At 68.2% G+C, this 15,889-nt stretch carries 11 protein-coding genes and 1 pseudogene; 1 reads left to right on the top strand and 11 read right to left on the bottom strand.

Translation table 11 applies throughout. From position 1 onward, the window contains the following. From AC3WOH_RS28470 to AC3WOH_RS28505, 8 genes and pseudogenes are all read right to left on the bottom strand, one after another. Nucleotides 1–234, bottom strand: a pseudogene (locus AC3WOH_RS28470) (hypothetical protein); the annotation flags it as partial. A 185-nt stretch (nucleotides 235–419) separates the two neighbouring features. Beyond that, nucleotides 420–1,619 carry a ribonucleotide-diphosphate reductase subunit beta gene (locus AC3WOH_RS28475; RefSeq protein ID WP_492232670.1) on the bottom strand — a complete coding sequence of 400 codons (1,200 nt, stop codon included), beginning with the start codon at nucleotides 1,617–1,619 and terminating at the stop codon, nucleotides 420–422. Nucleotides 1,620–1,753: 134 nt separating this feature from the next. Next, nucleotides 1,754–4,708 (bottom strand): ribonucleoside-diphosphate reductase subunit alpha, encoded by a 2,955-nt coding sequence (locus AC3WOH_RS28480; RefSeq protein WP_492232671.1) that lies wholly within the window; start codon nucleotides 4,706–4,708, stop codon nucleotides 1,754–1,756. A gap of 426 nt (nucleotides 4,709–5,134) precedes the next feature. Beyond that, nucleotides 5,135–5,770 (bottom strand): 1,6-anhydro-N-acetylmuramyl-L-alanine amidase AmpD, encoded by a 636-nt coding sequence (gene ampD, locus AC3WOH_RS28485; RefSeq protein WP_492232672.1) that lies wholly within the window; start codon nucleotides 5,768–5,770, stop codon nucleotides 5,135–5,137. Continuing rightward, nucleotides 5,754–7,322: a sigma-54-dependent transcriptional regulator gene (locus tag AC3WOH_RS28490; protein WP_492232673.1), complete on the bottom strand. Its 1,569-nt coding sequence runs from the start codon at nucleotides 7,320–7,322 to the stop codon at nucleotides 5,754–5,756. The genes ampD and AC3WOH_RS28490 overlap by 17 nt, the downstream gene beginning before the upstream one ends. A gap of 17 nt (nucleotides 7,323–7,339) precedes the next feature. Continuing rightward, on the bottom strand, nucleotides 7,340–9,043 hold the full coding sequence (locus tag AC3WOH_RS28495; protein WP_492232681.1) for a sensor histidine kinase: 1,704 nt from the start codon (nucleotides 9,041–9,043) through the stop codon (nucleotides 7,340–7,342). Nucleotides 9,044–9,050: 7 nt separating this feature from the next. Beyond that, on the bottom strand, nucleotides 9,051–9,278 hold the full coding sequence (locus AC3WOH_RS28500; protein WP_492232674.1) for a PP0621 family protein: 228 nt from the start codon (nucleotides 9,276–9,278) through the stop codon (nucleotides 9,051–9,053). Then, complete coding sequence (locus tag AC3WOH_RS28505) at nucleotides 9,275–10,072, bottom strand: cytochrome C assembly family protein (RefSeq protein WP_492232675.1); 798 nt, start codon at nucleotides 10,070–10,072, stop codon at nucleotides 9,275–9,277. The genes AC3WOH_RS28500 and AC3WOH_RS28505 overlap by 4 nt, the downstream gene beginning before the upstream one ends. 86 nt (nucleotides 10,073–10,158) lie before the next feature. On the opposite strand from AC3WOH_RS28505, the gene ffh reads away from it, so the two are divergent. Next, nucleotides 10,159–11,538, top strand: coding sequence for a signal recognition particle protein (ffh, locus tag AC3WOH_RS28510; protein WP_492232676.1), 1,380 nt, complete (start codon nucleotides 10,159–10,161; stop codon nucleotides 11,536–11,538). Nucleotides 11,539–11,586: 48 nt separating this feature from the next. Here ffh and AC3WOH_RS28515 read toward each other — a convergent pair whose 3' ends face one another. Genes AC3WOH_RS28515 through AC3WOH_RS28525 form a run of 3 tightly spaced genes read right to left on the bottom strand, consistent with a single transcriptional unit; the run spans nucleotide 11,587 to nucleotide 15,739 of the window. Further along, entirely contained in the window at nucleotides 11,587–12,288 is a 702-nt protein-coding gene (locus AC3WOH_RS28515) for a DUF1266 domain-containing protein (protein WP_492232677.1), read from the bottom strand. Next, the gene (locus tag AC3WOH_RS28520; RefSeq protein WP_492232678.1) at nucleotides 12,285–13,409 is read right to left on the bottom strand and encodes a hypothetical protein; all 1,125 of its coding nucleotides are present in this window, start codon (nucleotides 13,407–13,409) and stop codon (nucleotides 12,285–12,287) included. Before AC3WOH_RS28520 ends, AC3WOH_RS28515 begins: the two co-directional genes overlap by 4 nt. After that, nucleotides 13,409–15,739, bottom strand: a complete 2,331-nt coding sequence (locus AC3WOH_RS28525) for a hypothetical protein (protein WP_492232679.1) — start codon at nucleotides 15,737–15,739, stop codon at nucleotides 13,409–13,411. Before AC3WOH_RS28525 ends, AC3WOH_RS28520 begins: the two co-directional genes overlap by 1 nt. Nucleotides 15,740–15,889: the final 150 nt, after the last annotated feature.

Genomic DNA, 15,889 nt, shown 5'->3' on the forward strand with positions numbered 1-15,889 from the left:
CGGTGCTGCTGCCTTCTTGGCGGGAGCGGCCTTCTTGGCTGGTGCTGCTGCCTTCTTGGCGGGAGCGGCCTTCTTGGCTGGTGCTGCTGCCTTCTTGGCGGGAGCGGCCTTCTTGGCGGGTGCTGCTGCCTTCTTGGCGGGAGCGGCCTTCTTGGCTGGTGCTGCTGCCTTCTTGGCAGGAGCGGCCTTCTTCGCGGGAGCTGCCTTCTTCGCAGCGGGTTTTTTCGCAGTTGCCATCATGTTCTCCTTGAGTCAATTTGCAAAGAGCACTTCGTGTCTACAGTGGACATGAAGCGATCCATGGAGATGGGACTTGACCCATCTCCATGAACACGGGAACACCCCGCATGGCAACACACTGCGGTGTTGTCCATGCGGGGTGTGGTGTGGGGATCCATGGCGTGCGTGCACCTGCGAGGTCAGTCCCAGGACAAGGCGCCACCTGACTGGTACTCGATGACACGCGTCTCGAAGAAGTTGCGTTCCTTCTTCAGGTCGATCATCTCGCTCATCCAGGGGAATGGATTTTCTTCGTTGGGGAACAGCGTCTCCAGGCCGATCTGGGTGGCGCGGCGGTTCGCGATGTAGCGCAGGTAGCCCTTGAACATCGATGCGTTCATGCCCAGCACGCCACGCGGCATGGTGTCTTCGGCATAGCGGTACTCGAGTTCCACGGCCTTCATGAACAGGCCCTTGATCTCGGCCTTGAACTCCGCCGTCCACAGGTGCGGGTTCTCGAGCTTGAGCTGGTTGATCAGGTCGATGCCGAAATTGCAGTGCATGGACTCGTCGCGCAGGATGTACTGGTACTGCTCTGCGGCACCGGTCATCTTGTTCTGGCGGCCCAGCGCCAGGATCTGCGTGAAGCCCACGTAGAAGAACAGGCCTTCCATCAGGCAGGCGAAGACGATCAGCGACTTGAGCAGCGTCTGGTCGGTCTCGAAGGTGCCGGTGTGGAAGTTGGGGTCCATGATCGCTTCGATGAAGGGGATCAGGAACTCGTCCTTGTCACGGATGGAGGGCACTTCCAGGTAGGCGCTGAAGATCTCGCCTTCGTCCAGGCCGAGCGACTCCACGATGTACTGGTAGGCGTGCGTGTGGATCGCTTCCTCGAAGGCCTGGCGCAGCAGGAACTGGCGGCACTCGGGCGCGGTGATGTGGCGGTAGGTGCCCAGCACGATGTTGTTGGCGGCCAGCGAGTCGGCGGTCACGAAGAAGCCGAGGTTGCGCTTGATGATGCGGCGCTCGTCATCGGTCAGGCCGTTGGGGTCCTTCCACAACGCGATGTCGCGCGTCATGTTCACCTCTTGCGGCATCCAGTGGTTGGCGCAGGTGGCGAGGTACTTTTCCCAGGCCCACTTGTACTTGAACGGCACCAGCTGGTTGACGTCGGTCTGGCCGTTGATGATGCGCTTGTCGGCGGCGTTCACGCGGCGGTGCGTGGGGGCTTGTGCGGCCGTGGCCTGGGGTGCTGCGGATGCGGTCATCGACGCGTGCACGGCTTGCAGGGATGGGGTCTGGAAAGACAGAGGCGACTGTTCAGCCGGGTGGCTTTTGCTCAGTCCACCGTCCAGTTGATTTTGCGATGAGGGCTTGACTTCTTCGTCCCAGGACAACATAGATTTTCCAGTGTTCGGATTATGAAAGCAGTGCTGCAAAAAGGAAAGCACTGCAGCGTTGCGCAGCAACGTTTTGTTGCTTCACAGCACCGAAGCAGCGCACATGGGTCCTCATGCGCGCTGCTCCATGGGCCTTACTGGCAGGCCTCGCAGGTCGGATCGTCGATCGCGCAGAACTTGATGTCGGTCGCAGGCAGTGCCGCGGCCTGCGCCGCAGCGGCGGCTGCGGCCAGTTCCATCGGGCTGGGCTTGGCGGGCGCAGCGGCTGCGGGCGCGGCCTGTGCGGCGCTGCTGCCATCACTGTCGGACGACACCGAGTTGAGCTGGCGCGTGTTCACGGTGCTCATCTCCACGTGCGTGGCGCTTTGCGTGCGCAGGTAGTAGGTGGTCTTGAGGCCACGCAGCCAGGCCAGCTTGTAGGTGTCGTCGAGCTTCTTGCCCGAGGCACCGGCCATGTAGATGTTCAGGCTCTGTGCCTGGTCGATCCACTTCTGGCGGCGCGATGCGGCTTCCACCAGCCACTGCGGCGCGACTTCGAAGGCCGTGGAGTACAGCGCCTTGATGTCCTGCGGCACGCGGTCGATGGGGTGCAGCGAGCCCTTGAAGTGCTTGAGGTCCATGATCATCACGTCGTCCCACAGGCCCAGGCGCTTGAGGTCGCGCACCAGGCCGCCGTTGATCACGGTGAACTCACCCGAGAGGTTGGACTTGACCGACAGGTTGCCGAACGAAGGCTCGATCGATGCATCCACGCCGATGATGTTGGAGATGGTGGCCGTGGGGGCGATGGCAACGCAGTTGGAGTTGCGCATGCCGTCCTGGGCGATCTTCTTGCGCAGGGCGTCCCAGTCCAGCGTGGCCGAGCGGTCCACTTCCACGTAGCCGCCGCGGGCCTTGGCCAGCATGTCCAGCGTGTCCAGGGGCAGGATGCCCTGGTCCCACAGCGAGCCCTTGTAGCTCGTGTACTGGCCGCGTTCCTTGGCCAGCTCGGTCGAGGCCCAGTAGGCGTAGTAGCAGATGGCTTCCATCGACTTGTCGGCGAACTCCACGGCCTCCTGCGAGGCGTAGGGGATGCGCAGCTCGTACAGGCTGTCCTGGAAGGCCATCAGGCCCAGGCCCACGGGGCGGTGGCGCAGGTTGGAGTCGCGCGCCTTGGTCACGGCGTAGTAGTTGATGTCGATCACGTTGTCCAGCATGCGCATGGCCACGGTGATGGTCTTCTTGAGCTTGTCGTGGTCGAGCTGGCCGTTCTTCAGGTGCTGCAGCAGGTTCACGGAGCCCAGGTTGCACACGGCGGTCTCGGTGTCGCTGGTGTTCAGCGTGATTTCTGTGCACAGGTTGGACGAGTGCACCACGCCAGCGTGCTGCTGGGGCGAGCGCACGTTGCAGGCATCCTTGAAGGTGATCCAGGGATGGCCGGTCTCGAACAGCATGGTCAGCATCTTGCGCCACATGTCGGTGGCCTGCACCGTCTTGGCGGGCTTGATCTCGCCGCGCGCGGCCTTTTCCTCGTAGGCCACGTAGGCCTTCTCGAAGTCGGCGCCGAACAGGTCGTGCAGGTCGGGCACGCTGGAGGGGGAGAACAGGGTCCAGGTGCCCTTTTCCATCACGCGGCGCATGAACAGGTCGGGGATCCAGTTGGCCGTGTTCATGTCGTGCGTGCGGCGGCGGTCGTCGCCGGTGTTCTTGCGCAGTTCCAGGAACTCCTCGATGTCCAGGTGCCAGGTCTCCAGGTAGGTGCAGACCGCGCCCTTGCGCTTGCCGCCCTGGTTCACGGCCACGGCCGTGTCGTTGACCACCTTGAGGAAGGGCACCACGCCCTGCGATTCGCCGTTCGTGCCCTTGATGTGCGAGCCCAGGGCGCGCACGCGCGTCCAGTCGTTGCCCAGGCCGCCGGCAAACTTGGACAGCAGGGCGTTTTCCTTGATCGACTCGTAGATGCCGTCCAGGTCGTCGGGCACCGTGGTCAGGTAGCACGAGGACAGCTGCGAGCGCAGCGTGCCGCTGTTGAACAGCGTGGGCGTGCTGGACATGAAGTCGAAGCTGGAGAGCACTTCATAGAACTCGATGGCGCGGGCTTCGCGGTCGGTCTCGTTGAGCGACAGGCCCATGGCCACGCGCATGAAGAAGCACTGGGGCAGCTCGATGCGCGTCTTGCGCACGTGCAGGAAGTAGCGGTCGTACAGGGTCTGCAGGCCCAGGTAGTCGAACTGCAGGTCGCGCTCGGGCTTGAGGGCGGTGGCCAGGCGGGCCAGGTCGAACTTCAGCAGGCGCTCGTCCAGCAGCTCGTTGTCCACGCCCTTCTGGATGAACTGCGGGAAGTACTCCACATAGCTCTGGCCCATTTCGGCCTGGGTGACCTCGCGGCCCAGCACTTCGCGCACGATGGTGTGCAGCAGCAGGCGTGCGGTGGCGTAGGTGTAGTCGGGGTCTTTTTCGATCAGCGTGCGCGCGGCCAGGATGGAAGCCTTGTAGACCTCGTCCATGGGGACGCCGTCGTACAGGTTGCGCATGGTCTCGGCCACGATGGGCTGGGCCGACACGTCGGCGCCCAGGTTCACGCAGGCCGACTCGATCAGGCCCTGCAGGCGCTGCACGTCCAGCACCACGCGCTTGTCGCCGTCCAGCACATGCAGCGCAGGTGCGGGGGCGGCCTGTGCTTCCTGCTCGGTGTGGCGCGCACGTTCCTGGGTGCGGCTCTCGCGGTACAGCACGTAGGCGCGGGCGACTTCGTGGTGGCCGCCACGCATCAGCACCAGTTCGACCTGGTCCTGCACGTCTTCAATATGGAAGGTGCCGCCGCCCGGGCGCGAGCGCGCCAGGGCGCGGGCCACGTTCTGGGTCAGCGTGTCCACGACTTCGCGCACGCTGGCCGATGCGGCACCCTGGGTGCCATGGACTGCCAGAAACGCCTTCATCATGGCCACGGCGATCTTCTGCGGCTCGAACGGGACCACGGCGCCATTGCGGCGGATGATCTGGTAATGGGCGAACGTGTGGTTCGCACCCTCGGGCGCAGAAGCCGCCTCGGAGGCATCCGTGGATGCGGGGCGGGTGGTGGACGAAGGCGTGTTCAAAGCAGCTTGCATGGATGTCCTCTTTTTGGGTGCTGTCTGGGATGTGCGGGCGGTTTTCGGTGCCGCCGGGGAGAGAAGCGATGCGCCAGCTTCTCGTCTGGCGCACACTATATATGGTGTGTCGATTGGCTTCAAGACACTACCGGTAGTGTACCGCCGACAGGACTGCCAAAATCCGAAACAGCGTGTTTCTCGGGGCATGGGACGGGCATCCGGATCCGCCGCGAACGCATGGCACACCACGGAGATGGGGGTGAAAACCACGCAGCGGCGCGCGATGTGGCGGGGTTTTGCGCGGCGGGCCGCATGCGCTCTGGCACGGCCCGCATGTGCATCTGCACAAAAAATATTTGCCTTGACAGGCCGTCGCAGTGCCGCGCGCAACACGGTTGCGGCCCCCTCATGGGACGGCCTGCAGTGCCGTGCCTGTCTCTCTGGCTATTTTTCGCCCTGGCCGTTCTCGCGGGGTGCGGCGCGGGTGGCTTCGGGAAAGCGCTCCATCGGCCAGCCCAGCGCCTGCTGCACGCCAGGCCAGTCGAAGCCCGCGCCCGGGTCGTGCTTGCGCCCCGGGGCAATGTGCTCGTGGCCCGCCAGGTGGGCGATCGGATAGCGCAGCGCAATGTCCCGGCACAGCCAGGCCAGGGTGGCGTACTGGGCGGGCTCGAAGCGCTCGCCCTCCAGGCCTTCGAGTTCGATGCCGATGGAGTCGTCGTTGCACTGAACCCGGCCCCGGTAGGCCGAGGGCCCGGCATGCCAGGCGCGCTGGTCGCAGTCCACGAACTGCCAGAGACGCCCCGTGCGGTCGATGAAGAAGTGCGCCGACACTTCAAGGCCGCGGATGCCCTGGTAATAGGGGTGCGCATCCCAGTCGAGGGTGTTGGTGAACAACTGGCGCACGGCTGGCCCCCCGTACTCACCCGGGGGCAGGCTGATGGAGTGCACCACGACCAGGTCGATCTGCGCCGCCGGCGGGCGCGGCCCGAAGTTGGGCGAGGGGTGGCGCACGGCCGCGCGGTGCCAGCCCTGCTCCCAGGCGAGGCCACCGGCATCGGCCCCGTCAGCCAAGGTCGTCATGCGCATCCTGGTCGTTGGGCACGGCGATGTTCAGGCGCGCGATGCGGTAGCGGATCTGGCGCAGGCTGATGCCCAGCCGCGCGGCCGTGGCCGTGCGGTTGAAGCCCGCCTCGCGCAGCGCGCGCACCAGGATGTCGCGCTCCTGCTGGTCCAGCCAGGCCTGCAGGTCGCTGGGCAGGGGCGTGACGGCACCGGGCATGGCCAGGCTGGCGGCGGCGGCGGCGGCGTGGGCCGGGGCTGCATCGGCATCCCGGGCATCCGGCACCGCCGGGGGCGCGAAGCCGGCGCTGTCGGCCAGCGGCATGGGTTGCAGGCTGTCGGCGGTGGCATGGCCTGCGACCGCCTGGCCCGCCGCCGGGGGCATGCCGTCCACGTGCAGCTCGTCCCCCTCGCTCAGGGCCACGGCCCGGTGCAGCAGGTTTTCGAGTTCGCGCACATTGCCGCTGAGCGGGTGGGCGGCAATCGCCTGGATGGCGTGCTCGGTGAGGGCCGGCACGGGCATGCCCGATTCCTGCGCGATGCGCGCCAGCAGCGCCCGGCACAGCGCAGGCAGGTCTTCGCGCCGCTCGCGCAGGGGCGGAATCACGACCTCGATCACATTGAGGCGGTAGTACAGGTCCTGGCGGAAGCGGCCGGACTGCACATCGGCCGCGAGGTCGCGGTGCGTGGCGCTCACGATGCGCACGTCCACGGTCTCCTCCTGCGTGGAGCCCAGGGCGCGCACGCTGCGCTCCTGGATGGCGCGCAGCAGCTTCGATTGCATGGCCAGCGGCAGGTCGCCGATCTCGTCGAGGAACAGGGTGCCGCCGCGTGCCGCCTGGAAGTAGCCATCACGGTCCTGCGTGGCACCGGTGTAGGAGCCCTTGCGGGCACCGAAGAATTCGGCCTCGAGCAGGTTCTCGGGAATGGCGCCGCAGTTCACCGCCACCCAGGGGCCGTCGGCGCGCTGGCTGCTGGCGTGCAGGGCCTGGGCGACCAGCTCCTTGCCGGTGCCCGACTCGCCGTGGATCAGCACCGGTGCCATGCCGCGCGCCACCTTGGCCACGCGCTGCTTGACATTGCGCATGGCGGCCGACTCGCCGACCAGCCGGTCCAGTGCCGATGAGGATGCCTGGGCATCGACCGCCGCACCCGCGCGGCCGCCCGGCGTGCGCGAGGCGCGGGGCGCGGGCACGCCGCCCGTGCCCTGGATGGCCGAGGCCACCACCGAGCGGAACTGCTTCAGGTCCACCGGCTTGGTCAGGTAGTCGAAGGCGCCGGAGCGCAGCGCCTCCACGGCGTTCTCGGCCGAGCCATAGGCCGTCATGACCACGCAGCGCTCCTTGCGCTGCTGCTCGCGCAGGTCCTGCAGCAGCTCCATGCCAAAGCCATCGGGCAGGCGCATGTCGGTGATCACGGCGTCGAAGCGGTGGGCCTTGAGCTGCTCGCGCGCCTCCTGCACGCTGGCGGCCGTCTCCACGCGGTAGCCTTCGCGCAGCAGCGTGAGTTCGTAGAGCGTGCGCAGATCGGGCTCGTCGTCCACGACAAGAATGGAGGCAGCAGGGGCGTTCATGGGCGAGGAGGAGGCTTTCAGACCACGATGGTGTCGAACAGGGAGCTGGGCTCGGCGGGGCGGGTGGTGCGCCGAAAGCCGACTGTAAAGGCATTGCCGCCGGTGTCGCCGCGCTGGGTCAGGCGCACGACCCGCTGGTAGCCGATGGAGGCCCCATGGCGCTGGCACAGCTCGCGGCAGATGTACAGGCCCAGGCCGCTGGAGCGGCTCTCGGACGAAAAGAAGGGCTCGAAGAGATGGCGCTCCACGGACTTGTCCATGGGCGCGCCATCGCTCCAGACCTGCAGGCTGATCTGGCCGGTGATGCTGGTGCGCGTGGTGATGCACAGCGAATCGAGCTCGGGGCCCATGTAGCGCAGGGCATTGTCCAGCAGGTTCACGAGCACGCGGCGCAGGTGCTCGGGGTCGAACTCCACATGCGCATCGCCCGCCCCCAGGGCCACCAGGCCGCGCCGTGCGGCCGGGTCCTGGCCCTGCCAGTCGCTCCAGACCTGGGCCACGGCCTGGTCCAGCTGCAGCGTGGAGGCCGGCGAATGGCTGATCTGGTGCTGCACGCGGGCGATGTCCAGCACCTCCTCGGCGATGCGCGCCAGGCGGTCCGCGTTCTGCTGCACCATGTGCGCCAGGCGCTTGTGGCCGGGGTCCGTGAGGTCTTCCTCCAGCAGCGCGTTGGCCTGCACGATGGCCGCCAGGGGGTTGCGGATCTCGTGCGCGACGGCGGCCGACATGCGGCCCATGGCCGCCAGCTTCTCGGTGCGCAGGCGCGCCTGCATCTCGCGCAGGTCGTGCAGGAACATCACGCACAGCCGCTCGCTGCCGGCCTCGCGCGCCAGGGTGCGCGAGGAGGTCAGCCAAGTGCGCACATGCAGCCCGGTCGGGCTCTCACCGGGGTGCAGCAGGTCGGCGTCGGCGGTCTGGGGCTGCTCTTGGCGGAAGGTGCGGCGTGCCAGCTTCACCAGGGGATCCCAGGCCGCCGCGTGCGTCAGCGAAAAAGGCAGGGGCGGCAAAGGGGGCTGGCCCAGCAGTTGCAGGGCGGCGGGGTTGGCGTTGTGCACCGTGTCGTTCTCGTCCACCACCAGCACGCCGTCCGCGAGGTTCTGGATCACCAGGGCGCTCACCTGGGTCTGCACCCGCGCCGCCATGCGGCTTTGCTGCGCCACTTCCTGCTCGCGCGCCAGGCGCGTGGCGAGCTGGTGCACCAGGTAGGAGACGATGAAGTAGCCCGTGCCGGTGAGCGCGCTTTGCAGGTAGCGCTGCGGGTCGTCGACCCCGGAGCGTGCGCCCAGCCAGGCCAGCCCCAGCAGCATCAGCGTCACCCCCGCCGTCGTGCCCAGCGCCAGGGTGAGCGTGCCCAGCACGGCGGCCATCAGGATCGGCAGGCCAAACAGCGGGGTGTAGTTCAGGGCGCCCGAGTGCAGCAGCTGCAGCGAGCAGACCACCGCCAGGTCGATGCCGATGGACGGCAGCCAGTGCATGCCCGTGCCCGGTGGGGGAGGCCGGTGGCGTGCCAGGATGCGCATCAGCACGGTGGCGACCAGGTAGGCCACCGTGACCGCCAGCGTGGCCGGGTCCAGGGTCTGGTTGACCGCCTGCCCCAGGGTCTGCAGCAGCACCAGGGCGATGGCGACCATCACCCGGGCGGTCAGAAAACCCTTCCACAGGCGCAGAAAGGGCGCCTCCACCGCCACGAGCAGGTTGCTGGCAGGCGGGCTGTCCGCCAGGGTCGCTTCAGGGCTTGCCAAGGCGTTGGTGCTCCAGGCTGCAGTAGGTGTGGCCTCCCTGGACCAGCGCCTCGGCACGCGGCACATGCACGCCGCAGTGTTCGCAGGCCACCATGTCCTGGGGCAACGCGGGCGTGCGGGCCTTGCCGGGCCGGGCTTGTCCGGGCGCGGCGCGGTTGCTGCGCCAGATGCCGATGGCCACCACCAGCACCACCAGCAGAACAAGGTACTTCATGCGCTGCGGCCCAGGATGACCTCGAGCACGAAGCGCGAGCCCACATAGGCCAGCAGCAGCAGGCCGGCCCCGGCATAGAGCACGCCCACGGCGGTGCGCCCGCGCCAGCCGAAGCGGGCCCGGCCCAGCAGCAGCGTGGCAAAGGTGATCCAGGCCATCAGCGAGAAGATCGCCTTGTGGTCCCAGCGCCAGGCGCGGCCGTAGAGGGCATCGCCAAACAGCCAGCCGGCCAGCAGCGTGGCCGTGAGCAGCACGAAGCCGGCCGTCACGAAGCGGAAGGTCAGGCGCTCCAGCGTGAGTAGCGGAATGCCGCTGTGCGGGTCCTCCGCCAGGCGGATGTGGCGCTCGGCCCGCGTCATGAGCCAGGCATGGACCACGGCCGCACCGAACAGGCCATAGCAGGCAATGCCCAGTGCCAGGTGCAAGGGCAGCCAGGCCGAGGCCGAGACATGCAGCGGCTGGCCCGGGAACAGCAGGGCCAGCACGATGGCCACCGCACCCAGCACCGCCAGCACCCAGCGTGCCTGCATCTGGGGAAACAGCTGCTTCTCGACCGCATACACCGTGAGCACCAGCCAGGCCGTCATCGACAGGGCCGGCGCAAAGCCGAAGCGCGGCGCCTCGTTCCACAGCCCCAGCACCAGCGTGGCGCCGTGCAGCAACCATGCCGCCAGCAGGGCGTTGCGCATGCCTGCCGCCCCCAGGCGCGAAGCCGCAGCCGCGGGCATGGCATAGGCCGCCGCTGCGGCAAGCGCGAGCAGCCAGCCCAGGGGAGACGCACTGGGTAAAATCATGGCTCAGAGTTTAGTAGCCTTTCGCCTTATCGCCAGTGCCCTGGCGCGCACGCGGCTTGCCCGCGCGCAACACCGGAACAATTCCTATGGCCTCCGCCCTTACCGACAAACTCACGCGCCTCGTCAAGGAGATGCGCGGCCAGGCCCGCATCACCGAATCCAACGTGCAGGACATGCTGCGCGAGGTGCGCATGGCCCTGCTCGAAGCCGACGTGGCCCTGCCCGTGGTGCGGGATTTCATCGCCCGCGTCAAGGACAAGGCCCTGGGCCAGGAGGTGCTGGGCTCGCTCAAGCCGGGCCAGACCCTGGTGTCCATCGTCAACCGCGAGCTCGCCGCCACCATGGGCGAGGGCATCTCCGACATCAACCTGGCCGCCCAGCCGCCCGCCGTGATCCTGATGGCCGGCCTGCAGGGCGCGGGCAAGACCACCACCACGGCCAAGCTGGCCAAGCACCTGATCGAAAAGCGCAAGAAGAAGGTGCTCACCGTCTCGGGCGACGTCTACCGCCCCGCCGCCATCGAGCAGCTCAAGACCGTGACCAAGCAGGCCGGGGCCGAATGGTTCCCGAGCACGCCCGAGCAAAAGCCCCTGGACATTGCCCATGCCGCGCTCGACTACGCGAAGAAGCACTATTTCGATGTGCTGCTGGTCGATACCGCCGGCCGCCTGGCCATCGACGAAGCCCTGATGAAGGAAATCAAGGACCTGCACGCGGCGCTGAACCCGGTCGAAACCCTGTTCGTGGTCGATGCCATGCAGGGCCAGGACGCCATCAACACGGCCAAAGCCTTCAAGGAGGCCCTGCCCCTCACCGGCATCGTGCTGACCAAGCTCGACGGCGATTCGCGCGGCGGTGCGGCCCTGTCCGTGCGCCAGATCACCGGCGCGCCGATCAAGTTCGCCGGCGTCTCCGAGAAGATCGACGGCCTGGAGGTCTTCGACGCCGAGCGCCATGCGGGCCGCATCCTGGGCATGGGCGACATCGTGGCCCTGGTGGAGCAGGTCACGGCCGGCGTGGACATCGAGGCCGCGCAGAAGCTGGCTGCCAAGGTCAAGAGCGGCGACGGCTTCGACCTCAACGACTTCCTCTCCCAGCTGCAGCAGATGAAGCAGATGGGCGGGCTGTCCAGCCTCATGGACAAGCTGCCCGCCCAGTTCACCGCCAAGGCCGGCGCCGTGGACATGGACAAGGCCGAGAAGGACATCAAGCGCAAGGAAGGCATCATCCAGAGCATGACCCCGCTGGAGCGCCGCAAGCCCGAACTCATCAAGGCCACGCGCAAGAAGCGCATCGCCGGCGGCGCGGGCGTGCAGGTCCAGGAGGTCAACCGCCTGCTCAAGGAATTCGAGCAGATGCAGGAAATGATGAAGAAGATGAAGGGCGGCGGCCTGATGAAGATGATGAAGAAGATGGGCGGCATGAAGGGCCTCGGGGGCGGCGGCATGCCCAAGATGCCGTTCTGACCCCGGCGTCCGTTTCTTCCAGAAACCCTGAAGGCAGCGCTGCGGCCTTCAGGGTTTTTTCATGGGCGGTGGCGGCAGCGGCCAGGGCAGCCAGTGCCAGGGGTGGTCGCGGTTGGCGAGCCATTGCGCCACCTCTTCCTCGGTGAAGGCCACGCCCAGGCTGTCGGCGCGCGAGTGGGCGACCCACTGGCGGCGGCCGCGTGCATAGGCGCAACCGAAGTCCTCCCAGCTGTGAAAGCAGTCGGCCGCGCGCTGCGCGTTGTGGTGCAGGATCTGCCACTGCGTGGCTTCGTCCAGCCAGCCCAGCAGCGCCGCGGTGCGTGTGGCGAAGGCCACGCGGGCGCAGGCCAGGGCCATGGCATCGCGCGGGGCATCGTCGGGGCGCAGGGCATCCAGGCCCATGCGGAACCAGCGTTCGCGCAGTTGTGCGGGCAGGGTGGCCCGGAGCCGGGCTTCGTCCATGTCGCTGCGCAGGCCCAGCAGGTGCAGCAGGGCCGGGCGCAGCGACTGCTGCAGCGACTCGGTCAGCAGGGGCATGCGTGCATCGGCAAAGCCGCCCTTGATGCGGCCGAACGCCATGGGGTCGGCGAGGGCCAGGGCCCAGCTCCAGTGCGCGTCCAGCACATACTGGCGCCGCAGGCGCGGGCGCCCGTACCAGCGCAGGAAGGGGCCCAGCACCCACAGCAGCAGCCGCCAGGCCAGCCAGGCCAGCAGGCAGAACACCAGTGCGAAGACCAGCCAGGCGATCATGGCGTGCCGCCCCCCGTGTCCAGTGCGGTCGCCACGGAAGCCGCCAGCGGCAGGCCCTGCAGCAAGGCCGGGTCGCGTGCCGCCACCAGCCATTGCACCAGCGGTGAGGGCGCGGGCAGCTCGCGCACCAGGGCGGGGCGGGCCTGGACCAGGCGCACCTGGTCCTCCTCCTGCACCACGTCGCGCACGGTGCACCAGCCCTGCGCCGTGCGCACGATGCCCATCTGCAGCGCATCGGCGGGCGCCTCCTCGCAGGTCGGCAACTGGTTGAGCAGTGCCAGCACCTCGCCCTGGTAGCGCTCGACGGGCGGGCGGTTCTGCTTGCCCTTGATCTGGTCGATGGCCAGGCGGCCGTCCTCGCGCACATGGGCGCTGATGGTGATGTGCGGCACCTGGCTGGCCGTGCGGTAGGAAAACAGGCGCAGGCGCCCTTCCTCGCAGGCCTTGGCATAGTGCTCGCCGTAGCCGCCAGCCAGGCTGCGCCGGTTCGCGAACTGGCCCAGGCAGTGGCGCATCATCTGGCTTTCATAGGCCATTTCGGCACGCAGGTGCGCGCTGTCGGGGCGGAACTCGATGAAATGCCCCTGCTCGCCCTGCCAGGCCAGCGCCACGGCCTCGGGCAGGTGCTCGCGCCAGCCGGCCGCGGCCTTGGCCTCGTAGGCGGCATGCTCTTCTTGCCACAAATCCAGAGCCTGCGGCGCGGTCACGCGCTGCAGCTTGCCCTGCAAGGAGGTGCCTTCGCGCGACAGCAGAAATTCCACCAGCCGGGCTTCCAGCGCCAGCACCGCATCGGCCTCGGGGTCGATCCACCACAGGGGGATTTCCGGCGCTGCTGCATGGCGTGCGGGGGCCTCGCCCAGCCGGGCCAGTGCCCAGGGCGGCACGGGGGCCGGCTGGAGAAGGGCCTGCGCCTGCTCGCGCTGCGTGACGGCCTGCAGCACCGGTGCCGGCGCCTGCAGGTTGCCCACCACATGCCGGTAGAAGTGGTTGAGCAGCCAGGCGCGCACCTCCTCGGGGTCGCCGCGCGCGCTGGAGCGCCGGCCGATGGCGCTGCGGATCGCGGGGGCATTCACCACGTCGCGCGCGCCGTAGGTGCCGCGTGCAGCGGCGGCAAGGGCCATTACCAGAATTTCCACCAGGGCTTGCCGGCGCCCATGGCCTTCTTGCAGCTGGCAATGTCGTCGCGCGCATAGCCGGCCTGCTCGGCGTCGCTCTCGTCATTCGGGCGCACCATCTTGAGCGACTCCTGGTAGAGCGCCATGGCCTGGTCGAAGTGCTTGGTGTTCTCGTACACATTGCCGGCCACGCGGCGGATGCCGGGCAGTGCATTGGCCCGCACGCGTGGCATCACGCGTTCCAGCCGGGCCAGCGCATCGGCGGGTTGTGACCATGCCAGGTTGCGCAGCATGACCAGCAGGGCGCCGAGGTAGTCGTCTTCGTTCTCGGCCTGGTCATCGCGGGTGAGGCCATTCCACCATTCGTCCAGGCGCTGCAGCCAGATGTCGATTTCGTTGTCGCGGTCCAGCTCGTACAGGGCGCGGCACACGGTCTTGAAGTAGCCCGTGGGATCGTGGCGGCTGTAGCCGTAGTCCAGCGAGTAGTGCCACAGGGTGTCGGCCGCGGCGATCAGCTCGGCCTTGCGCTCCGAGGCCGAGTAGCAGGACACGAGGCCGTTGTGGTGCTCGGCGAAGGGGCTGGTCTCCAGGCCCTTGTGGTGCAGCGCAATGGCCTTGTCGTATTCCTTGAGGTTCCAGCGGTAGTAGATGGCCAGGTTGTTGCACAGCATGGAGTAGACATGCACGTCGCCATCGCGGAACCAGCCTTCGCCGGTGGCGAAGAAGGCCTCGAAATGCACCACCGCCGCCTCGTAGTAGCGCGCCTTGAGGGTGTCGATGTCCTGCTCGGGCCAGTCGTCGTCACCGCTGGCGCCGCAGGCCTGCTGGAGGTTGAAGTCCAGCCACACGCCGATGTTGTAGCACCAGCCGGCGGCGGGCGAGGCCGCAAACGGCTGCTGCAGGGCCTTGGCGACACCATGCACCTTGACCCGGCTGACCCACAGCGCCTGCAGCAGGTCGGGCGCGGCCATGGCAGGCTCGCGCACCGCCGTCTCCAGCAGCGGCAGGGCGCGCGCATGCGCCCCTTCGGCGAACAGGCGCAGGCCGTCCAGGCAGGCCAGCACCGGGTGCTCCGGCAGGGCCAGGCGCGCCTGGGCCAGGTGGTGGTCGATGAAGGCCTCGGGGTCTTGTGGGTACTCCACCCAGCTGGCGTCGTCCATGGCCGCACTGGCCAGCGCCAGGTGCCAGAAGGGGTGGGCGGTGGCGCCCCGGGCCAGGTGGGCCTTCATTTGCGCGAGGGCGACCGTGCAGGCATGGCGCATCGAACCGGGGCGCTTGCTGCTGGCGCTTTCGAAGGCCAGCTGCGCGGCCTCGTCCATGTGGCCGGCCTCGATCAAGAGGTCGAGCACGAAGATGCTGAAGTCGTCTTCCTGGTCATTGGTCAGGCCGAAACGGCCCTGCTTGGCCAGGGCCAGCGCCGCTTCGAGCTGGCCCTGGCGCTGCAGCGCCCTGGCCTGCAGCCGGGCGCGGCGCACGGAGACGTCGCGTTGCAGCGGGCGGGACAGGTCGGCCGGCATGCGCGCCGGGATCTGCTGCACGATGGTGTCGATGCTGGCGGGGTGCAGGGCCACGAACTGCTCGCCCAGCTTCAGCCAGTCCTCGTGGTCCACGTCCTGCTCCGGTGCGGCATTGCGCAGCTGGTCCATGGCCTGCTGCACCAACTGCTGTGCCTGGGCCGCGTCGCCCTCGGCGGCGGCCACCTCGGCCAGGCGCGTGGCCAGCACCGCCTCGTCCCAGGCGCGGTAGGCCCGGCGCTCGGGTTGCACCACCTGCAGCGCATAGCGGGCCTGGGCGCAGCGGCGCCACACACCATAGTCCTTGCTGCGCTCGGCCTGGCCCGACAGGTGTTCCCAGGCCCGGTCGGATTGCTGGTCCAGCGGCGGCTGGGCCAGCAGGCGCGCCATGGCGTCGAGCGCCTGGTGCAGCAGCGCCACCTGCTCGGGCAGGGCGCGCAAGGCCTGGGTGCGCGCGAAGCCGGCGTCCACCTGTGCATCGTGGCGTTCGGCGGCCGGCAGCGCATCCAGCATGGCCGCGGCATGGCTGTCGATGGCCTGCAGGGCCTTGGCCGGCTGGCCGGCGCGCATCCACAGGTCGTGCACGCGGTGCAGCACCTCCAGCGAGCCGGGCAGCAGGGGCTGCAGGCCCAGCATGTCGGTCAGGGCCTGCATGCGCCGCGCGTGGGTGCTTTCCTCGCCCTCTGCCTGCCCGTTGGCGCCATCCTCCTCACCCTCGTCATCGGGGGCCTCGAACAAGGCCTCCGCTTCGTCCAGGTAGGCGTCCAGCAGGGGGCCGGACAGCGGGGCGGTGTGCAGGGACGGGGCGGTGGCAGTCAGCATGGTATGGGCGGAAAAAGGAAGGAGGGAAAAGCCGGGGGTGCCCGGCACGAAGGTCTGCGGGCGTAGAACCTGTTCACGACCTCCCAGGGGTCGCGCAGCGGCCTTGGCGGGTGGTATGCAAGGCGCGGTGCGCAGTTGATAGCCCGGCTC

This window comes from Acidovorax sp. FW305-C-20-28, from assembly GCF_058783375.1.